A 21,169-nucleotide genomic window follows, 5' to 3' on the forward strand; every position below is an offset into this window, starting at 1 on the left:
GGACCCGGCAAATGGTGTTATTCCTATCTAATTAACCCTCATACACAATTTTTTCTTGTTAACTTGGAGTATATAATTAAATCATTTAGGAGCAGTATTCATCAGGGTGCTTGTAACAAGGCAAGGAATGGAAAAGGCTGTTACACCGCTTTGGTGAGAAATCTAAATTTCTTACAGAAGCTCGTCTACCGGGCGTGGGGAAATTGTGTAAATAAGTCGATGCGAAAAAACGTAAGGTAACACAATTCGTGTGTTACCTTACGGCCTTATATAGTACTCTAATTATTGACAATTATTATGAAGCTTGTGCTACCAGCTGTGGGTGGCGGTCAGCCGGACGATTCTGCCCGGGTCGAGTCCGTCGGCTGTATTGCCGGGAGACATGTTATAGTGTTTATCGAACAGATTCTGGGCATTGAGGGCGTAACGCCAGGCGCCCTGGTCATAGCGGATCATGGCATCAGCCAAAACGGCGTCACCGGCTTTTCTGGTATTGGCACTGTTATAACGGGAGCCGATATACCGCAGGCCGGCCCCGTAACTCCAGCCTTGCCGGTCTTTGGCGGCAGGGGCGGTGTCAAGCCAGAGGGAAGCGCTGTGGCGGGGGATATTGGCCGTGCGGCGGCCAATTTTAGCGGGATCATTGTCTTTGGTAATTTCATGGTCCGGCATATACGTATAGGCGGTGGTAATGTTCAGGCCTTTCGCCGCCTCCACTGTTGCTTCCAGTTCCAGTCCTTTGGCGGTAGTCTCGCCGGTTTGCACGCTAAAGCTGCCGCCTAGGGTTTCATTCAAAGGGTCGCTCGTTAGGGTGTTTTGCTGGCGCAGGTCGAAGATAGCGGCGGTAAAGCGGGCTTTGCTGTTTTCCGGGACATATTGCAGCCCTAGTTCGTACTGCCGGCCTGTCGTTGGGTCAAAGGCCCTGCCGTAACGGTCGGAGCCGGACAAGCCTTCAAAGGACTCGTCATAGCTGATGTAGGGAAATAGTCCGTTGCCGGCGTCATAGACCAGACCCAGACGGCCGGTAAAAGCGTTTTGATCAATGACGGTACGCGAGCCATTCAGGCGGTTCAGGGTGGTGCTGTCGTAGCGGTCATAGCGGCCGCCGGCAATAGCCGTCCACCGCTGGCCGAATTTGAGCTGATCCTGCAGATACCAGCCGGTTTGCTTTATTTTTGTATCAGTCAGATAAGAAAGTGTTGCTGGCTCGGCCACCGCCTGGCCATAATTTAACGTATTAAGGTTTAAGGAAGGCGCGGAGCCGGTGAGCCAGGCATAGTCATAACGGTAATTATAATAATCAAAGCCCACCAGGGTGGTGTGCTGTACGCCGCCGCCCGCCCATTTGGCGGTGAAATGCGTATCAATGAGGTCGGCAGTCAGATCGCTTTTATAGTAATCAGCCCTGCGTTCGGCTATGCCGTCGGCCACCCTGGTTACAGTCAGCGCCTTCATGCCGCAAAAAACATCGGAATGACGGGCGCTCTGGGTGACGGACCAGGTATCGCTAAACCGGTGTTCCAGAATATAGCCGATTTGCTCGTCCTCCCGGATAAACCGGTCAAAATCCGGTTCACCGAGAAACATGGTTCCGGATTTGTAACCATACAACACATGCCCGGGGTTATAGCGGGAAATCGAACTGTACGAGTCGCCTTTGATATCATCCTTCTGGAAGTGTGTCAGCAAGGTCAGGCTGGTATCGGCATCCGGCTGCCAGGTGAGCGCCGGCGCAACCAGGTGGCGTTTGCCGCTGCTGTGATCGACTACCAGGTCTTCATCACTGGTGAGCGCGGTCAGCCGGAACAATAATTTGCCGTCGTCATTGGCCGGTCCGCTGATATCCAGGGCACCGCTCACCTGGCTGTCGCTGCCGGCCTGCAACCGGAGTTCCCGCAGCGGCTCGGCCGTAGGACGCTTGGATACCTGGTTTACAATTCCGCCCGGACTTGTGGTTCCATAGAGGATTCCCGCCGGGCCGCGCAGCACTTCCACTCGTTCAAAGCTGTAGGGATCAAAGTTTGAAACGGCAAAGCCGCCGCTGGCGCTGCGCAGCCCGTCGATAAAGGAGGTGCCGGTAAAGCCGCGGAGGTTGTAATAACCATAACGGTTGCTGCGGTTGTTATAGCCCATATCGCTAAAGCCCGGTGTATAGCTTAAAATGCTGAACATGTCAGTGACGCCGCGGGCGTCCATCTGCTCTCTAGTAATGATGCTGATCGACCGGGCCGTCTCTGCCAGCGGCGTATCGGTCTTAGTGGCGGCGCGGCTGCGTTTGGCTACATAGCCGCTGTCCTGGCGGGCGGCTGTTACTTCCACCCCTTCCAGGGTAAATTGGCGTCCTGTGGCGGCTTCGTCAGCGGCGAAACCGGGGGCCGGCAGGTGCCAGAACAGACTGCTGCCGATGAGGGCATAGAGCAGGCCTTTGCCGGTACGGGATATTTTTTTCACGCTATCAGCTCCTGTATTTCTTATCATGATAAAAATAATAATCATTCTCAATCCGGATTTGTCTCAGTATAGCAAGGCTGTTTTATTGACGTCAACTGCCGGCCCCACTGTCCGGCATGAGGTATGATTCAGGTGGGAAACAGCGGGAAATTAGACATTATGTGCTCTTTCAGATTTTGGCAAGCGGTTTGTCTTGCCGGAAAAGAAAAAAAACGAGTTGTTTTGGGCAATTAGTTTGGTTGCGCCCATGTTATAATTAAGAAAAGACTTGGCTTGTGCAAGTCCTTTAGGACGACGGCAGAAGCCGCCTGTGCCCTTCAGGATATAGTCGTTCTTATGTCCACAGACTTTATTTATAAATTCTGGTAGACTAAAAAAGTAAGTTACAGTCTATGGCCGTGCGGGAGGAAAGATCATTGTGGCAACAAACGAAGACAAGTTAGGCAGCGCCGGGCTGGCTGAGCATTTGGGATGCAGGGAATCCCATGACGGCGATGCCCATATTTATTGCCTGCCGCCCGCTTATACCGACTACTATACAGACAGCCGCAGCGGCGGCTATCTGCTTGATACCCACCCGTCACCGGGGCTGGTGGCCGGTTATGCCCGGTTTATGGTCAAGGAAGCGGTAACTTACAGTTACCCGGCTGCGCCGCGGGGCGTATGGCTTTGTTCAGTGGAGCGCGGTGAGATTACGCTGCTTGAGCCGGGGAAAAAGGGCAGAAAGCTGAGGCGGGGCATTCATCTTCTTGTTCACCGGGGGCAGACGGTCAAGCTGAGTTTCGGGGCGAATGAGCCGGTCTGGTGGACTTATGTACTGCTGCTTGATGAATTTGTGGCAGCTTATGTGCGGGGCAGTTGCAGTGACGGTCCTTTTCAGCTTGACGGGGCTTTGCACTGGCAAAGTCAGCATTATAACACGCCCGATCTGGTGGTGGCGTTCGAGCAGTTAAAGTACGCCCTGCGGGGGGCGGCGCGGATACCGCATTTGTATTACGAGGGGAAGATGCTGGAGATATTGGCGATTATCCTGCGCAATGTACAGTATCAGAAAAATTTTTCCGCCGAAGGGATCTGGAACCGGTTTGCGGCCTGGCGGGAAGGCGCCAATATCTGGCTGGTAAAAGACGTGCTGGATAAAGAGTTTCAGCATCCGCCCGCAGTTGAGCAGCTGGCTGTCATTGCCAAAATGGGCGTTACCAAGCTGCGCAAATGCTTTAAGGCCTGCTTCGGACTTTCGATTGGCAAGTATGTGCAGCAGGAAAAGATGAAACAGGGGCGCGGTTAATGTCCCACGGCATGACAATACAGGAAATTGCCGCTGCCGTGGGCTACGAAAGCGCCGGCAAGTTTGCGGTGGCGTTTAAAAAAACCTATGGGATGACACCGCGGCAATTCAAAAAGTCTTTGTTTTAGCCGGCGGAACGTATCCGGGAACTGGCGGCAGGAGCCGGTCTGGCCTGACTGTTAACTGCCGGCCGCAGTGGTGGCAAGGCAGCGGAAAAGAACCGGCAACCACGGTACAAGCCGCGGTTGCCGGTTCTTTCTTTCTAAACATATACGGTGTTTTTCTTATAGTCTAAGTATCTACCAACGCCGGGTGGCGGTGAGCTGAACGGTGCGGCCTTCATCGACAGTATAGTAAGTGTCGTACGAGGAGAAGTCGCCAATGATATAATGCTTGTCGAAAACGTTATGAATATTGAGTGCGTAACGCCAATTGCCGGTATCATAGCGGACAAGGGCATCGGTCAGCCATACGCCGCCTGCTTTATTAATGTTGTCATAATCATGGCGGGAACCGATATAACGCAGTCCGGCGCCAACGCTCCAGCCTTGCTTTTTCTCCTCAGCGGGAGCCAAGGTGTCCAGCCAGACCGAGGCACTGTGGCGGGGAACGCCTTCGGTGCGCAGACCGATCCGCGCCGGGTCGGTGTCTTTGGTTACTTTGCTGCTGAGCAGGGTATAGGAGGCCGTCAGGTTCACACCCTTGAAAGCGGCGACATTCGCCTCCAGCTCCAGCCCTTTGGCGGCTATCTCACCGGTCTGGATACTGAAATCGTTGTCTACGGGATCGGTGACCAGCACATTTTGCTTGCGCAGATCAAAAATAGCGGCGGCAAACCGGGCGCTGCTGTTGGCCGGCTGATATTGAACGCCCAGCTCGACCTGGCGGCCGGTGGTGGGATCGAAGGCCCTGTCGAACCGGTCGGTGCCTGGCTGCGGCTGGAAGGATTCATTATAGCTGAGGTACGGCGACACACCGCCGCCGGCATCATATACGACGCCCAGACGGCCGGTGAAGGCGTTTTGCTTAAGCCGGGTATTCAGGCCGGTTACGCGATTGTAGATATCGCTGTTGTAACGGTCATAGCGCCCGCCGGCCAGGGCTGTCCAGCGGTCGCCAAACTTCATCTGATCCTGCATATACCAGCCGGTCTGTCTGGTTGCCGTATCGGTTAGGCGCGAAAACGCAGGCAGCGTAATGCCTTGGTGATAGTCCGGGCTCAGCAGGTCAAGCGAAGGCAGCGATCCGTTTCCCCAGCGGTAGTCAAAATCACTGCGGGCGAAATCAAAACCGAGCAGTGTAACATGGGCAATCTTACCTGCCGACCAGTTGGCCTGAAGGTGGGTATCGACAGCATCGGCGTCAAACTCGGCCGCTATATAGCGGCCGACGCGGGTAAGCGTGCGCCCGTCGCCGGCCAGCGCATCGGGATATGTTATTTTGGAGCGAAAGGACAGATCCAAATGCCGGGCGGTTTGCGTTACCGACCAGGTGTCGTTAAAGCGGTGCTCCAAAATATAGCCGAGCTGGCTTACGTCGCGGGTATAACGGTCATAGCTCGCATCACCGATAAACAGCTTGCCGGAAAAACCGTATAAGGGGTGGCCCGGCAGATACACATTGCGCGTATACTCAAAATTGCCTTTAATGTCGTCTTTTTGGAAATGGGTCAGCAGGGTGAGGCTGGTGTCTTCAGTGGGACGCCAGGTGAGCGCCGGCGCCAGGAAATGGCTGTCGCTGCTGCTGCTGTCAACATACAAATCCTCCCCGGTGGTCCGGCCGGTCAGCCTGAACAGCAATTTGCCGTCTGCTCCCACCGGACCGCCAAGGTCGATGGCGGCGCTGCGCTGCTTGCCGCTGCCGGCCTGCAGCTGGATTTCCCGCAGCTCGCTCTCGGTTGGCCGCTTGGAGACCTGATTGATCAGACCGCCGGGATTGGCGGAGCCGTATAGCACCGAAGCGGGGCCGCGCAGTATTTCGATGCGTTCAAAGCTGTACAGGTCGGGATTGGCAGCCGACCAGCCGGAAGTCAGCATATTCAGACCATCGGTGGAGGTAGTCGCATTGACAGAAAAACCACGGATGTTGGTAGAGAAATAACGGCTGTCCCGGTTATAGGTCACGTCGCTGATGCCGGGCGTATAGCCCAGGGCATCAAACAAATCGGTTGCGCCGCGGCTGTCCAGCTGTTCTCTGGTGATTACGCTGATGGACTGGGCGGCCTCGTTGAGGGGGGTATCGGTTTTGGTGGCGAAGCTGCTGCGTTTGGCGACATAGCCTGTGTCCGGTACCTTGTCTTTTATTCTGGCGCCGGTTACCTCAACGCCCTCGAGCACGAAATTTTGCTGGGTGGAAGAGGCTGCGTCCGCTGTGGCCGCTGCTGCTTCCGTTGATTTTTCCGCCTGGGCAGCGAGTGGCGCGTGCCAGAGCAGGCTGCTGCCGATAAAAGCATACAGCAGCCGTTTCCCGGTACGCGAGATTGTTCGTTTCATGTAAGCCATCGACTCCCTTATGTTAGTTCAGGCGCTATAAAGAGTTTTGCAGGATCGTTAACAGCCGGGCCGTCAAGCAGCGCTTTTAATGGACTGCAAGTGCCGGCTGGCTGTCACCAGTGGCCACTGATGGTTAACTTGAAGCTATTATAACAAGGGAAAATAGGCTGAACAAGCGGGTGAAAAGCGGATAAGTTGATGTTTATAAATAGCTGTTTATTAATTTTTATGAGAATTGTTATCATCTCGTGACTTATAAATCCATCTGTTTTTGTGACAGAAATCGACAGGTTTTTGTCAATAAAGGGCATTGGTTGTGCCGCGTATTATGGTATGATGATAGTAGGGGCGCTGAGGCTATCAAGGATGAAAGGGATGAGCCAAAGACATGGAAGACTTTGCTTTAGGGCATAGTGAGCTGGTTTTGCGGGCGGGAGGAGAGAAAACCGATTATGGCAATTACAGCCGGTATATCATTCTGCCCCCAGGTCAGGGCAACAGCTGGATTATCGATTTGCATCCCCAACCGGATTTAGTGGTTAGCAGCGCTTATTTTACGCTGCCGTATCCGGATACTTTTCAGTACAATACGCTGCAGCCCTTTCTGTGGTTATGCTTCTTTGAAAGTGGTGATACCACCATTATTGAAAAAGGGAGAAAACCTAAAAAACTGCAGCCGGGCAGAATTTATGTCTTTGTCAGTCAGGGCCGCCCGTTTAAAATGGTCTTTAAGCATACCGAGAGGATTCTGTATACCAGTATATTGATCACCGCCGATCGCATTGCCAGCTATTTTCAGGATAGCGCAAAGGAGGAGCCGTTTGCCGCAACCGACGCGTTGCAGTGGCACAGTACGCAGTATAATACCCCTGAACTGGCCCTGGCCTTTGAACAACTGAAATATGGCGTTCGATGGGCACTTGCTCCGGCCATGTACTTTGAAGGCAAAGTGCTGGAAATTTTGGGACTGATCCGGTGCAACGCCAAGCATGAAGCATATTGCCAGAAACACACCGAAAAGAAAATGCGTACCAGGCTGACCTATCAGAATAAAAAGTATATCTGGAAGGTCAAGGCGGCTCTGGATGAAAATATTTTGAATCCGCCGAGCCTTGAACAGTTGGCGGTTATCGCCGAAATGGGAACAACCAGACTGCGTCAGCGTTTTAAGAATTTTTATCAAATAACCATTGCCGAATATGTACGGCGGGGAAAAATGAAATATGCCCTGCAGCTACTAGGCGATGACGCTCTGAGCATCAACAATATTGCCACAACGCTGGGCTATAAAAGCGCCAGTCAGTTCACCGCTGCTTTCAGGAGGATTCATGGTGTGACGCCAAGTCAGTTTAGAAAAACTCTGGGGTTATAGACGGACTGTTTTAGGAATAACGGGGGTGGCAAAGCACGGTAGAAGCCCAGCCGGCATTCCAGCCAAAGGGCGTCTCCCGGCAGATAAAAACCTGCCGGGAGACGCCCTTTAACGGCTATTTATTGTCTATGGAAAATACACGTACCAGGCTTATCTGCGCGGGTTACCAGCGGCGGGTGGCGGTTAAGAGGACGGCCCGACCTTCACCGGCGAAATTGCCGCTGACATTATAAAACTTATCAAATAGATTACGCACATTCAGGGCTAGCCGCCATTCGGCAAGGTCATAGCGCAACATGGCATCAGCCAGCAATATCCCCGGATATTTCTCAGTATTCATATTATTATAACGCGAGCCAATATAGCGCACTCCACCACCAAAGCCCAGCCCTTTCAGCCGGCCCTCCGGGACGGTGTAGTTGGCCCAGAGAGCGGCGGAATGTCTGGAAACGCCGGCACCGCGTCTGCCGATGGCTGCCGGATCGCTACTCTTGGTTGTTTTATGATCCAGCAGCGTATAGGCGGCGAGCAGATTGACGCCTTTGGCGGTGGTCAGATTGGCTTCCAGTTCCAGGCCTTTCGAGGCGATTTCACCGATCTGCACACTGAACCATTCACTGGCAGAATTGAGCGGGTCGTCGGTAAGCGCATTTTGTTGGCGCAGATCAAAAATGGCGGCGGAAAACCGGGCGTTGGCCCCGGCCGGTTCATATTGAATGCCCAGTTCATACTGACGGCCGGTGGTGGGCACGAAGGCCTTGCCGTGGCGATCGGCGCCGGACTGTGGTTCGAAGGACTCCGCATAACTAAAATAAGGGGATAGTTCATTCGTGGCATGGTAGACCAGACCGGCGCGCCCGGTATTGGCTGCTTGTTTGATACTGTTCAGATCGTCTTCAAACCAATCCCGGCGGCCGCCCGCCATAAACACCCACCGGTCGCCGAACTTGGCTTGCTCCTGTAGATACAAGCCACGCTGGCGCATGTGCGACATTTGATTAGGAACAGTTTCCGGCGTTGTCACTGCCTGGCCGTAATTCAGCGTAATCAGATCGAGACTAGGGGCGGAACCTGAGCCCCAGCGATTATCAAAGTCGCTCCGCAGATAATCAAAGCCCAGCAAGGTCGTATGGGTCCAGGACCCAGCCGACCATTTAGCCTGAAAATGGGTATCGACGGCATCGGCCCGCAGTGTTTCTGTTATATGGTTGGCATAACGGCTTAACGTCCGTCCGTCAGTACCGGAGTATTCGTCTATGCCCAGGTATTTACTTAACAGATCAATATCAGAATGGCGGGCGGTTTGGGTCACTGACCATACATCATTAAACTGATGTTCAAAAATATAACCGATCTCTTTCAGTTCCTGTTCGAAACGGTCATAATCTGGCTCCCCGGTAAACAGTGTGCCGCGATAGCCGTGCAGGGTATGCTCGGAATCATAAATCCGCCGGTTGCCGAAATAATTGCCTTTGATTTTATTTTTTTGGTAATTAGCCAAAATGGTCAGTTTTGTGGCGTCATCCGGCTGCCAGGTTAGCGCCGGGGCAATAAAGGTGCGTTTGCCACTGGAGTAGTCCTGTTCAAAATCCTGCTCCTGGGCGCGGGCTGTGAAGCGAAACAGCAGTTTACCATCTTCATGGACTGGTCCGCCGATATCCAGGATGCACCTTTATTGGCGTGGTTACCAGCTTGGAGTTGGATTTCATGTATTGGATGTTCGGTTGGCCGCTTGGTAACCTGATTGATGAGGCCGCCGGGATTGCTGAAGCCATAGAGAACGGAAGCAGGCCCCCGCAGGATCTCAATCCGTTCAAACGCGTAAGTGTCGGTATTGGCGGCGGACCACGAGCCATACGGAGCACGCAGGCCGTCCGTGAATGTCGAACGTACACCACTGCCAAAGCCGCGAATTTTGATCGTACTGTTGCCGCGGCCATCCTTTCCCCAGATGCCGGCGCTGACACCTGGCGTATAGGCTAAGGCTTCATCCAGGGATTGCACGCCTCGGGCTTCCATTTGTTCTCTGGTGATTACACTGATTGACTGAGCGGTTTCGCTGAGCGGCGTATCCGTCTTGGTGCCGATGGTGCTGTTTTTGGCGACATAACCGTCGGTTAAACGGGTGGCGGTAATAAAAAGGCCTTCCAGGGTAAACTCCCGCTGCAGGTCGACTGTTTGCTCCGCCGGCGGTGCACTTTCCTCGGCTGCATAACCTGTCAGGGGCCAGAACAGGCTGCCGCCGATCAGAGTGCAGAGCAGGCCGGTTTTTCGCAGATAATGTCTCTTCATAACGTCACCCTTTGCTGTGTTAGTGTGGTCGGTCATAATTAATAATAAATGATAATGAGTTTTATTCGCGATTAGCAAGCTTGCGGGTTCATTATAGCAATACCGTTTTGCTCAGTCAACGCTTTACCAAGGTCTTAACGGGGGGGAGCGGTAATGGTAGCGTAGGGTCTATAAGGTTAGAATATTACTCGACTCGGAGGTGGTCAGTAATCGCGTTTATGCCAGGATTCGGATTATCTTTGCATTAGTTTGGAGCCTTGTGCTTCGGCCAAAGGGATTGCTTTGAAAAGATGCATTTGTTATTCTAATCATAGTGGATCAAGGGGAGGGAATGCTTATGGATCGGAATGTATACCGGACAGGCAGCCGCGAACTGAGTGAACAATTTGGCGCACAGCCGGAAGTTTTTCGCAGCGGGATAAGATATAATTTGCCGTCGCCCCACGGCGACAACTGGCTGATGGATGTTTGCCCCGCCCCGGGTCTCATATTGACAGATACGCATTTTTCTCTGGCGGCGCCTGTTGTCCGGGAATATGCCGTCGCTGAGTCCGGACTGTGGCTATGCTCGTTTAGTAGCGGCGACATGACTATTGTCGAAACCGGCAAAAAGGCCCGGCAACTCAGGCCGGGCATCCATTTACTTGTCAACCGGGGTCAGCCGTTCAAAATCATTTACGGGGCGGGAAAGTGGCAATGCTATACCGGTATGTGGCTGTTCAGCGATTACATCGCCGCCCAACTGGACGGATGGCTGCCGGGCCGGAGTTTTACCCTGGCCGACGCGCTGGCCTGGCAAAGTCCGCAATACAATACGCCGGAGCTGCTGCTGGTCTTTGAACAGCTTAAAGCCAATGTCCGTCATGCCTCCGCCCCGCTGCCGTACTACGAACACAAAGCCTGTGAAGTGCTGATGCTCATCCTGCGCAATATTCACTACGAAGATTGCTGGCGGAAGCACTGGAAAACACGGCGGAAAAATTATTTAACGTATTATGACCGCACCTATATCCTAAAAGTGAAAGAAGAGCTGGACAGGAATATTCTGGCTCCGCCGTCTGTCAGCCAACTGGCTGTAATGGTTCAGATGAGCATCAGCAAGTTGCAGCATTGCTTTAAACTCTGGTACGGAATATCCATTGCCGGATATATTCGCGAGGAAAGACTGAAGTATGCCCTGCGGCTGTTGTGGGACGACGGGCTTAGTATCAAAAATATCGCCGCGATGGCCGGCTACGAAAATGCCAGTAAATTTACCGCCGCATTTAAAAGGATACATGGTTATTCCCCTTCGTACATCCGCAAATCATTCGGGTTGTAATGTAAGGCAGGCAAAAGCAGCCTGTCTGATCTCCGTTGCCGGGAACAGACAGGCTGCTTGGCTGTAGTGCAAGTGGCTGGATGCAAGCGTTCTACCAGCGGCGGGTGGCGGTCAGCCGGAAGGTGCGGCCGGGGTTGACGTACTCATAGCCTTCGGCGGGAAAGGTGCCGATAACATATTCCCGGTCAAACAGATTGTGCACGTTGAGGGCGTAGCGCCAGCCACCGCTGTCATAACGGACCATGGCATCGGTCAGGACTACGCCGCCCAATTTTACGGTATTGGTATAGTCATAGCGTGAGCCGATGTAGCGCAGGCCGGCGCCAAAGCCCCAGCCCTGTGCAAGTATGCCTTGCTCCTGCGCCGGAGCAGCTGTGTCCAGCCAGAAAGAGGCGCTGTGTTTGGATACATTGGCTGTTTTGCGGCCAATATTGGCCGCAACGGTATCTTTGGTGATCTCATGTTTGGGCATGTAGGTATAGGCGGCGGTAAGATTGAATCCTTTTAGCGCCGCAATATTGGCTTCCAGCTCCAACCCCCGGGCAGAGGTTTCGCCGGTCTGAACCTGATAACGAGTCTGGCCGGCCTGATTTGACGGATCGTCCGTCAGCATATTTTGCTTGCGCAGATCGAAGATTGCGGCCGTATAACGGATGCTGCTGTTTTCGGGTGCGTATTGCACGCCCAATTCATATTGGCGGCCGGTGGTAGGGTCAAAAGCATTCCCGTAGCGGTCGGCTCCCTGCTGGCCCTCAAATGATTCATCATAGCTGATATAGGGAAACAGCCCGTTGCCGGCGTCATAGACCAGGCCCAGGCGGCCGGTGAAAGCGCTCTGGTCGATGCGGGTATAGGTGTTGGTCAGGCGTTCCAGCCGGTTACTGTCATAGCGGTCATAACGCCCGCCTGCCGTTGCCGTCCAGCGGCCGAATTTGAGCTGGTCCTGCAAATACCAGCCGGTTTGTTTTACTTTGTATTTCCACATATACGTAAAAGCAGGATCGGTAATTTTCTGGCCATAGTTCATGGCCGTGAGGTCAAGATCGGGGACGCTGCCCCAGGCATAGTTGTAGTCATAACCGGTGTTCTGATAATCAAAACCCAGCAGGGTAACATGCTTAACGGCGCCGCTGGACCAGTCGGCCTGAAAGTAGGTATCAATAATATTGGCACTCAGGTCGGTATCCAGATACTCGGCTGAGCGGCTGGCGACGCCATTGGCTGCGCTGTCAACATAAATCACCCTGGATTTCTCATCTATGCTTGAATGCCGGGTACTTTGGGTTACCGTCCAGGTATCGTTAAAGCGGTGTTTAAGAATATACCCCAGTTCCTTATCGTTTTTGATAAACCGGTCATAATCGTACTCGCCATAGAACCCGGTGCCGGAATAGCCGTATAAGCCGTGATTGGGCAGGTAGCGGTATGGATTGATGTCCGGCGCGCCTTTGATATCATCCTTTTGAAAATGCGTCAGGATGGTCAGGCTGGTATTATCGCGGGGCCGCCAGGTAAGGGCAGGGGCGATAAAATGCCTCTCGGCTTTGCCATAGTCCATGGAGGTATTCTCATCAGAGGAGCGAGCCGTCAGCCGGAACTCTACATTGTCCTGGGCATTGACAGTCCCGCCCAGGTCAATGGCCCCGCTGAACAGGTTATTGCTGCCGGTCTGGAGTTGAATTTCCCGTATGGGTTGACTGGTCGGCTGCTTGGACACCTGATTGACGACACCGCCGGGATTGCCGGCGCCATAGAGGATGCCGGCCGGGCCGCGCAGCACCTCAATCCGTTCAAAGCTATAGGTGTCATAGTTGGGGTTGGCCACACCAACGCCCTGAAGCATGCGCAGGCCATCGGTATGGGTGACAAAGTTGTTGGTGAAGCCGCGGATCTGAGCCAGAAAGTGGCGGGAGTCCCGGTTAGCAGTGGCATCGCTGAAGCCGGGCGTATAGCTTAAGGCGTCAAACAAATCGGTGACACCGCGGGCTGCCATTTGTTCGCCGGTCACTACGCTGAGCGAGCGGGCGGTTTCTTCCAGCGGCGTATCGGTTTTGGTAGCGGCGCTGCTGCGTTTGGCCATGTAACCGTCATCCGGGGCACTGTCTCTGACGGCGGTTATTTCTACTTCGTCCAGGGAAAACTCCGGCGACTGCGGCGGTTGTTTTGCAGTCTGGCCAGTTGCGCTGTTTTCTGTCGCATCCGGTCCATTTGCCGCAGCGGCCGGCAGGGGCCAGAACAGGCTGATGCCAAGTAAGGCATAAAGCAGGCGCTTGGCCGTTGGCGGGGAAATTGATTGTTGCATGCGCTTTTTGCTCCTTCAGATAAACTCACACAGCGATTGACAATGAATTTCATTATCAACAAGAACGAAAAAATACTGTTAGTTCTGGTGTGCCGGCACGGACTAACTTGTGGCTAATTATATCAAAGCAATTTTAGCCCGGTCAATGGGCGGGCAGGGGACCTGTTTGCAGGTGACTACAGGCGGAAAACGGAATCAACCGATAATTTTTCTCAGTTGAGAGGCAACACACGGTCTTGGTTTGCGTTTTTACGGTATAGTCCTCTGTCAGCAGGGAACGAAAAGGCATGGCGTTTACCTTTTCTAGCATGATATGATAATAGGCAAAAGCGGGGCAGGCAGTTCCGGGGGAATCAATTAGCCGGTGCTGCCGGTCGGAAAGGAAGCAGGCGTGAGCACCAATGAATATGCCGGCGGCAGCCGGGAATTGGCGGAGCAGTTAGGCTGCACGGCAAAAAAGTACAGGAGCAAAGGCGTCAAATACAGCCTGACGCCCGAAAATGGCGACAGCTGGCTGATTGATGTACAGCCTGAACCGGGCTGGTGTGTTACCGATGCCTATTTTAGTCTGCAGCAGCCGGTTACCAGGGGCTATGAGATTGCCCAGCCCGGTTTGTGGCTGTGCTCTCTGGCAGCCGGTGATATGACGATCATTGAGCAGGGCAAAAAAAGCAGGAAGCTGGGGCGGGGCATTCATCTGCTGGTCAACCGGGGCAAGCCGTTTAAAATCCGGTTTGGCAGTCCGTCTAAGCTCTGTTATACCAGCGCCTGGCTTTTTGCCGATTTTATTGCGGATTATTTTCAGGAACGGGGCCGGGGCGAGTGGCTGACGGTCGAGGATGCGTTAACCTGGCCGGAGCATTATTATAATACACCGGAGATTCTGATGGCTTTTGAACAGCTCAAGTATACCATCCGGATATCCATTGCGCCGTTTATGTATTACGAAAGCAAAATGATTGAAATTCTTTCGCTGATATTGTGCGGTGTGCAAAACAGGGGCTATGCGGAGATGTTTACCAGGCTCAGGCGCCCCAGCCATTTGACTTATGAAAACATAAAACTTCTCTGGCGGGCCAAAGAAGAACTGGACAATAATATTTTAGCGCCGCCGGACGTCGCGCAACTGGCACGCCTGGCAGGGATGGGGACGACCAAGCTGCGCCAGTCATTTAAGGCGTATTATAATATGACGGTTGCCGAGTATATCCGCCAGGAAAAAATGAGCTATGCCCTGCGGCTGTTATCCAATGACGAGATGAGTGTGCAAAATATCAGTACTCTGCTGGGCTACCAAAGCCCCAGCAAGTTTACTGTTGCCTTTAAACGGGTTCACGGCTTTACGCCGCGGGCGGCCAGGAAAGCCTTTAATATTTAGCAACAGGTGAGCAGGACACTGGGGATGGTCCTTGTTTGTATCTGCCGATGTGTCATTCATTGTTCTCAGAGCCAGCAATAAAGCCTACACTGTTTTTTGTCTGGACGAGTAGCCTTGCTGTGCCCGTGATTAATCATTACTTCATCAAACTCCTCACCGTCACATATGTCATAGTCGCCATACATTACGATATTCGAGGCATCGCTATGGAGACGGAATAGATCCAAGTCATATTTAGCTTGATGAAAACATTGAAGAAGGAAGCTATTGAAGTCATTTCTAAGCTGCCGGAAACAGCCAATCTTGAAGAGATCATGTATCGGCTATATATCATTGACAAAGTAAAAAAAGGAGTGGCAGCAACCCAAACGAGACGAAAGCCATATGAGCCTATTACCATATCGAAAAGTGTAACCCTGATAATATGAGAAAAAAACTCAAAAAAGCAGGTATAAATTTTATTATTATAGAACATAACTCTAAATAATGAGACTTTTTTGTAATGGAGTGAAGCCAGCATGCTGTGTCAGTTCACATTTAAAAATTTTAAAAGTTTTCGGGATGAGGCTGTTCTGGATATGCAGGCTGTGGCCATTTCCGAGCATGAAAACACTCTTCTTGTCGATTCCGACGGGCAAAGATTTTTGCCGCTTGCTGCGCTTTATGGTCCTAATGGCAGTGGCAAGAGTACGGTGCTAGAGGCCTTTGTCGTTTTGGTCAGCATCATAATGAGGCCTATCTACGTTCTTAAAAATGCGAACGAAGTTAAAAATAAGAACACCAATCTGACTACGCCCTTCAAGTTTGATCCGGAAACAATAGAAGCGCCAACCGAATTTACCTTGTTTTTCCGGACTACTGGCGTAGAATACCGGTATAATTTGCACATTAAAAAACAAGTTATTATCTATGAAAGCCTCTATAAACAGAACATTAACGGAAAAAGAGCCAGTAAAATCTTTGTCCGCAATCATAATGCAGAAAAAATTGACACAGGTCCATTACTCAAATCTATGGAGAACATTGGAGTTGCAGATACCATTCCTTTCTTAGCGTATCTGAAAATTTTAAAAGACATTGACACAATTAATGAAATTATTGCTTGGTTTGAAAGATGTGAATTTGTTAATTTCGGTAATCCATTTTATGAATCAAGAATATTCTTATTTGAAAATGACAAAATCCAAAATATTATGTTTAAAATAATTCAGGAAATGGATAGCGACATTTCCAGTTTTCGTTATAAAAAGGGTGATAAAGAGGACGAATATGAAATTTTCACTAAACATGTTGTGCAAGAACAAGAATATGAATTAGAACTTCAGGAAGAGTCTAGTGGCACGATTAAGTTGTTTGCCTGTCTGCCTTTTGTTATTCAGGCGTTAATGCGGGGCGGTGTAATCGTTATTGATGAAATGGATGCCAAGTTACATCCAAAACTGATCCGCTATATTATCGAGCTGTTTAGTAATCCCTGCTCAAATCCCCATAAGGCGCAACTGATATTTACTTCCCATGATCTATCGACCATGAAAAAAGAAGTTTTCCGCCGCGATGAAATATGGTTTGTTGCCAAAGATAGCAGGCAAAGTTCTAAGTTGTATTCATTAGTGGAATTTAAAGATCAGGCTGGCAATGGTGTGCGGAAAGACGCTATTTTTGATAAGCAGTATCTGGAAGGAAGATATGGCGCAGACCCTTATCTGCGGTGCTGCCTCAACTGGGAGGCAGAGTTATGAGTAAAAAAGCGGTCAACGCTTTAGGGCGGGAAAAACGCCGGATGCATATTATTGAGCCGCTTACCTATTATTTAATTATTTGCGAGGGAACGAAGACAGAGCCGGAATATTTTAAAGAGATTAGAAGTCTGATTAATGCTCAATATGATCACCGGGTTGAAGTAAGGCAAGTTGAAATCCAGATTGAGGGCGAAGCTACAAATACGATTTTCTTATTGGAACGGGCCAAAAAATATGTTGCTGAGTTAAAAGGGCAAGTAAATCAGGTCTGGTTGGTATATGACCAAGATGATTTTTCGCCGGAGAGATTTGATAATACCAGTTATGCGGCCAATAAATTATCTAAAACAGGTGAGATTCAGTATAAAACTGCTTGGTCGAACCAATGCATAGAGTATTGGTTTCTACTCCATTTTGAGAATTTGCAGGCAGATATTGACCGGGAACAATATAAGAAGAAATTAAGTCAACATTTGCGCAGACATGGATTAGGCGAATATCGGAAAAACCTTACTAATCTGTTTAGCTTGCTCAAACGATATGGTAATCTGGAGTTAGCCATTCGCTTTGCAGAAAACAGACTAAAAGAATTTGGTAAGCAGAAGCCATCAATGCAAAGGCCAGCTACCAAGGTGCATGAATTAGTGGTGGACCTACTGAAATATATACCGAAGTAATTTGATTGCAAATCCGCCGGGACATGATATTATAATATTTAGTTTTAGTCATGCTTTATAAAGCATGTGGATTGAAATATTTATATAGCTGTCCATATTATTATTCTGGATATCGTTTGGCGCGCCCATCACGGGCGCGCAATTTTTTATATAAATTAATATTCATTTATATAGTTGTCAAATTATATTCTATAGATATTTTAAATATTTCCTATATCTAACTAATATGCATAAAACAAAAAAAATAGAATATAGTTTACTAAAATAATTGCAAGGTTTTGGGGGAGCGTTTAAATGAATGGCCTTAAAACAAAAATTAATGTTGAAATACATAACAAAACTCGAATCTTGCTAATTCAGCAAAAACAAAAAAAAAATGAAGCAATATTCGATAGATATTTGAATAAAACTATTACAATAATAATGTTGTTTCGACAAAAAATGAAAAAATATTTTGATTAGCAATATCTTTTTAAGGATTGCGCAGGAAAAATATCAAAATAAAGGGAAATATATACATTTAGAGAGGTGAGTGAACTGCGACAGATAGGCTACGTGTTATGTTAGGTTGTAACAGGAAAAAGCATGTTGAATGTCGGGAAGTAAAATTATTTATGGTTCATGGAGACCTCTGGTCTGTGATGCGAACCTTTAGTGTACATTAATTTGCCAGGACATTCGCACCTTTTGTGTTTGAAGGCTTAGGTGTGTTTAAGGGCTTTGTGTTTAGGGTTAAGAATAGCAAAGATTGCTAGATTCGCAAAATCAAGTGTTTGCATGCTTGATTTTTATAATGTTCTAAAGGGAGCAGTCACGCCCCGTAAGGGCGTGTGGATTGAAACGACACCCATATGGGCAAGGGAATGCCGATCGGCGGTCACGCCCCGTAAGGGCGTGTGGATTGAAACATTCCAACGACGATGGCCAGAAACTAGATCATGTCACGCCCCGTAAGGGCGTGTGGATTGAAACATCCAACTGCCCCTTGCTAACCGCTTGATTTGCCGTCACGCCCCGTAAGGGCGTGTGGATTGAAACGTGAGTTGGTTAACACTCGCGGCGGAAACATTGGTCACGCCCCGTAAGGGCGTGTGGATTGAAACGGCTCGTAGATTGTTTTTACTTTGTAATTTGCGGTGTCACGCCCCGTAAGGGCGTGTGGATTGAAACTACTGCGCCACTTAAGAAGCAAAAACCTGTATCGTCACGCCCCGTAAGGGCGTGTGGATTGAAACCCCGGTCAGGTTGTCTACCTCTGTCTGTTCGGCGTCACGCCCCGTAAGGGCGTGTGGATTGAAACATTAAACCAGTCAATAAGCTTTTGCCATATGGGCGTCACGCCCCGTAAGGGCGTGTGGATTGAAACGCCTACGGACCAGTAATGGCCGGCGTATGGCAGCGTCACGCCCCGTAAGGGCGTGTGGATTGAAGCGTATTTCGGACTAACTTATGGCTTGTTACACCTCATACGGGCGTTGCATCTAGGTAGGGGATTCAAACATCACAAGCATACGTGTCACCAATGTTTCTGGCACAATTATATAACCTGAGGAGGGGGAAGCGGTGCAATACTATGGACATACCAAGGAAGATCCCCGGACAAAAGCTGTGTTGCCTCAACCCGAGTGGCAGTTGCTCAAGGACCATTTAAAAAACGTAGCTTATCTGGCGAAAGAACGGGCCGAAAAATTTGGGGCGGGCAAGTTGGGGGAAATCCTTGGCCTGGCGCATGATCTGGGCAAGTATTCCCGGTTGTTTCAGCAAAGGCTGGCCGGGGCGGTCGCCAAGGTGGACCATGCTACTGCCGGAGCGCAGGAAGTATACCGGCGATTTGGCCAAGTCGGCAATGTGCTAGCCTTTGCCATTGCCGGTCATCACAGCGGTCTGCCGGATGGCCATAAAGGAGAGGGTAAAAACCTGCCGGACAGGCTGCAAAAAGCTGTCCCGGACTACCAGGCATTTATGCAGGAAATAGAGATTCCGCCGTTGGCGCAGGAGGATTTAAAGACGTTGCCTGTTGCCCGGTCACCGGAAATGGGGGCGTTTAGTCTTGCTTTTGCCACCCGGATGCTGTATTCATGCCTGGTTGATGCCGACTATTTGGATACCGAGCGGTTTATGAACCAAGACAAGTTTCAAGCGCGGCCAGAGGAGATATCATTAGCGTTGCTGTGCAGCCGACTGGACAAGCGGCTGGCTCAACTGGCGGAACAGAGCCGTCAGAACCCGTCTTACATTAACGATGCCCGCAGCCAGATCCTGGCCAGATGTTTGGCCATGGCCGGACATAAACCGGGGCTGTTCACACTGACTGTTCCTACCGGCGGCGGCAAGACCTATTCGTCTTTGGCCTTCGGGCTGAAGCATGCCGTCGAATATCAGAAGGAACGGTTGATTTATGTTATCCCCTATACTAGCATCATTGAGCAAAATGCCGATGTATTCCGGGCGGCGCTGGAGGATTCGGCCGCAAATGAGAATGTCGTACTTGAACATCACAGCAATTTTGAATACCCCGAAGAAGCTTTCGAAGAATGGAATCCCCGGGAAAAAGCCCACCGGCTGGCAGCGGAAAACTGGGACATGCCGGTGGTCGTCACTACGGCTGTGCAATTTTTTGAGTCATTATACGCCAGCAAAGGGTCCCGCTGTCGGAAGCTGCATAATTTGGTCAACAGCGTCATCATTCTGGATGAAGCGCAGATGATGCCTGTCGAATATTTGAAACCATGCCTGTGGGCGCTGGCTGAGCTGGTGTTGAATTATCAGGCAACGGTGGTCTTGTGTACGGCCACGCAGCCGGCAGTAAATGCCCTTATTCCGGGCAAGCTGCAACCGGTGGAGATTATGGAAGACCCCGGTGAGCTGCAAAGGATTTTTAAACGGGTTACCGTCCGGTATGTCGGCGAAATGGTGGATGAAGCACTGGCGACAGCTATGGCCGCTCAGTCTCAGGTACTGACCATTGTTAATACCCGGCGGCATGCGCGCCTGCTGTTTGACCGACTTCGGGAACAGACGATGGCAGGGGTGTATCATCTGTCGGCTAGGATGTGCCCGGCTCACCGGAAAATAATACTGACTGAAATCAGGCAGGAGCTTAAGTTGGGCCACCCTTGCCGGGTAGTGGCCACGCAACTGATTGAGGCCGGTGTGGATGTGGATTTTCCGGTGGTATACCGTGCGGCGGCCGGCATTGATTCCATTGCCCAGGCCGCAGGCCGCTGCAACCGGGAGGGGCGGCGGACAGCGGGACAGGTTTTTGTGTTTGTGCCCGAAGCCCATGGGATGCCCAGTAAAGGAAAATTCTCTGAGGTTGCCGGTATCGCCCGCGACGTAATGCGTCAGGTAGACAAGCGGAGGGGCGAGATATTGTCATTGGAAGCCATTGAGGATTACTTCCGGCAGATATTTGAAGTCGAGAAAAACAACCTGGATGCGCAGGGAATTCTTAAAAAGATTAAAGAAGGGAGCAATGGACTCGCCTTTCCGTTTGCCACAATTAGTCATGACTTTCAGCTCATTGACAGCGCCACTGTCCCGGTGGTGGTTCCCTGGGATGAGACTGCCGAGCGGCTGATGGCCGAGGCTGAATACCATCCCTATCCGGTCAGCAAGGCCCGGCAACTGCAGCCATATGTTGTCCAGATATACCAATTTGAATTAGCGGCCCTGCAAAAAGAAAAGGTTATCAAAACCATCGGCGGCTTCATGCATTTTGTCACTGACAGAAGTTTTTACGATGCCAGGTTCGGCCTGCGGGACGCAAAGGAAGTAACAGCGCCGCCGGATGTGTTGCTATTCTAGGTTTAGGTGCACATATAGCGTAACCATAAAATTCATAGAGAAAGGAGAAG

At 50.8% G+C, this 21,169-nt stretch carries 14 protein-coding genes and 1 CRISPR repeat array; of the genes, 9 read left to right on the top strand and 5 right to left on the bottom strand.

What is annotated here, in order from left to right; translation table 11 throughout:
* Positions 1-309: 309 nt before the first annotated feature.
* Positions 310-2,451 carry a TonB-dependent siderophore receptor gene (locus ACZ481_RS07085; RefSeq protein WP_464769463.1) on the bottom strand — a complete coding sequence of 714 codons (2,142 nt, stop codon included), beginning with the start codon at positions 2,449-2,451 and terminating at the stop codon, positions 310-312.
* Positions 2,452-2,869: 418 nt separating this feature from the next.
* Between ACZ481_RS07085 and ACZ481_RS07090 the strand changes: the two genes are divergently transcribed.
* Positions 2,870-3,739, top strand: coding sequence for an AraC family transcriptional regulator (locus ACZ481_RS07090; RefSeq protein ID WP_464769464.1), 870 nt, complete (start codon positions 2,870-2,872; stop codon positions 3,737-3,739).
* An 11-nt stretch (positions 3,740-3,750) separates the two neighbouring features.
* A complete protein-coding gene (locus tag ACZ481_RS07095; protein ID WP_464769465.1) occupies positions 3,751-3,867 on the top strand; it encodes a helix-turn-helix domain-containing protein in 117 nt (38 codons plus the stop codon).
* A gap of 171 nt (positions 3,868-4,038) precedes the next feature.
* Here ACZ481_RS07095 and ACZ481_RS07100 read toward each other — a convergent pair whose 3' ends face one another.
* Positions 4,039-6,231, bottom strand: coding sequence for a TonB-dependent siderophore receptor (locus ACZ481_RS07100; RefSeq protein ID WP_464769466.1), 2,193 nt, complete (start codon positions 6,229-6,231; stop codon positions 4,039-4,041).
* A gap of 388 nt (positions 6,232-6,619) precedes the next feature.
* Between ACZ481_RS07100 and ACZ481_RS07105 the strand changes: the two genes are divergently transcribed.
* The gene (locus ACZ481_RS07105; protein ID WP_464769467.1) at positions 6,620-7,603 is read left to right on the top strand and encodes an AraC family transcriptional regulator; all 984 of its coding nucleotides are present in this window, start codon (positions 6,620-6,622) and stop codon (positions 7,601-7,603) included.
* A 163-nt stretch (positions 7,604-7,766) separates the two neighbouring features.
* Here the strand turns inward: ACZ481_RS07105 and ACZ481_RS07110 are convergent, their stop codons facing one another.
* Together ACZ481_RS07110 and ACZ481_RS07115 are read right to left on the bottom strand one after the other, a co-directional pair.
* On the bottom strand, positions 7,767-9,230 hold the full coding sequence (locus ACZ481_RS07110) for a TonB-dependent siderophore receptor (RefSeq protein ID WP_464770592.1): 1,464 nt from the start codon (positions 9,228-9,230) through the stop codon (positions 7,767-7,769).
* Positions 9,140-9,895, bottom strand: coding sequence for a TonB-dependent siderophore receptor (locus ACZ481_RS07115; RefSeq protein WP_464769468.1), 756 nt, complete (start codon positions 9,893-9,895; stop codon positions 9,140-9,142). The genes ACZ481_RS07110 and ACZ481_RS07115 overlap by 91 nt, the downstream gene beginning before the upstream one ends.
* A 337-nt stretch (positions 9,896-10,232) precedes the next feature.
* On the opposite strand from ACZ481_RS07115, the gene ACZ481_RS07120 reads away from it, so the two are divergent.
* Positions 10,233-11,216, top strand: coding sequence for a helix-turn-helix domain-containing protein (locus ACZ481_RS07120; protein WP_464769469.1), 984 nt, complete (start codon positions 10,233-10,235; stop codon positions 11,214-11,216).
* A gap of 91 nt (positions 11,217-11,307) precedes the next feature.
* Here ACZ481_RS07120 and ACZ481_RS07125 read toward each other — a convergent pair whose 3' ends face one another.
* On the bottom strand, positions 11,308-13,518 hold the full coding sequence (locus ACZ481_RS07125; RefSeq protein WP_464769470.1) for a TonB-dependent siderophore receptor: 2,211 nt from the start codon (positions 13,516-13,518) through the stop codon (positions 11,308-11,310).
* Between the two features lie 364 nt (positions 13,519-13,882).
* Here ACZ481_RS07125 and ACZ481_RS07130 point away from each other — a divergent pair, with 364 nt between their 5' ends.
* From ACZ481_RS07130 to cas3, 5 genes are all read left to right on the top strand, one after another.
* Entirely contained in the window at positions 13,883-14,896 is a 1,014-nt protein-coding gene (locus ACZ481_RS07130; protein ID WP_464769471.1) for a helix-turn-helix domain-containing protein, read from the top strand.
* Between the two features lie 242 nt (positions 14,897-15,138).
* The gene (locus tag ACZ481_RS07135; protein ID WP_464769472.1) at positions 15,139-15,324 is read left to right on the top strand and encodes a hypothetical protein; all 186 of its coding nucleotides are present in this window, start codon (positions 15,139-15,141) and stop codon (positions 15,322-15,324) included.
* 90 nt (positions 15,325-15,414) lie between these two features.
* Positions 15,415-16,635, top strand: a complete 1,221-nt coding sequence (locus ACZ481_RS07140) for an AAA family ATPase (protein ID WP_464769473.1) — start codon at positions 15,415-15,417, stop codon at positions 16,633-16,635.
* Positions 16,632-17,312 carry an RloB family protein gene (locus ACZ481_RS07145; protein WP_464769474.1) on the top strand — a complete coding sequence of 227 codons (681 nt, stop codon included), beginning with the start codon at positions 16,632-16,634 and terminating at the stop codon, positions 17,310-17,312. The genes ACZ481_RS07140 and ACZ481_RS07145 overlap by 4 nt, the downstream gene beginning before the upstream one ends.
* A gap of 810 nt (positions 17,313-18,122) precedes the next feature.
* Positions 18,123-18,744: a CRISPR direct-repeat array (repeat unit 32 nt; unit sequence GTCACGCCCCGTAAGGGCGTGTGGATTGAAAC).
* Positions 18,745-18,875: 131 nt separating this feature from the next.
* Entirely contained in the window at positions 18,876-21,119 is a 2,244-nt protein-coding gene (cas3, locus tag ACZ481_RS07150; protein WP_464769475.1) for a CRISPR-associated helicase Cas3', read from the top strand.
* The last annotated feature ends 50 nt before the right edge of the window (positions 21,120-21,169 follow it).

Source organism: Sporomusa intestinalis (assembly GCF_055383785.1).

Bases quoted from the DNA above. Each gene is read 5' to 3' on its own strand.
- ACZ481_RS07095 (WP_464769465.1), top strand. From the start codon at position 3,751: ATGACAATACAGGAAATTGCCGCTGCCGTGGGCTACGAAAGCGCCGGC.
- ACZ481_RS07100 (WP_464769466.1), bottom strand. From the start codon at position 6,231: ATGAAACGAACAATCTCGCGTACCGGGAAACGGCTGCTGTATGCTTTT.
- ACZ481_RS07105 (WP_464769467.1), top strand. From the start codon at position 6,620: ATGGAAGACTTTGCTTTAGGGCATAGTGAGCTGGTTTTGCGGGCGGGA.
- ACZ481_RS07115 (WP_464769468.1), bottom strand. From the start codon at position 9,895: ATGAAGAGACATTATCTGCGAAAAACCGGCCTGCTCTGCACTCTGATC.
- ACZ481_RS07120 (WP_464769469.1), top strand. From the start codon at position 10,233: ATGGATCGGAATGTATACCGGACAGGCAGCCGCGAACTGAGTGAACAA.
- ACZ481_RS07125 (WP_464769470.1), bottom strand. From the start codon at position 13,518: ATGCAACAATCAATTTCCCCGCCAACGGCCAAGCGCCTGCTTTATGCC.
- ACZ481_RS07135 (WP_464769472.1), top strand. From the start codon at position 15,139: ATGAAAACATTGAAGAAGGAAGCTATTGAAGTCATTTCTAAGCTGCCG.
- ACZ481_RS07140 (WP_464769473.1), top strand. From the start codon at position 15,415: ATGCTGTGTCAGTTCACATTTAAAAATTTTAAAAGTTTTCGGGATGAG.
- ACZ481_RS07145 (WP_464769474.1), top strand. From the start codon at position 16,632: ATGAGTAAAAAAGCGGTCAACGCTTTAGGGCGGGAAAAACGCCGGATG.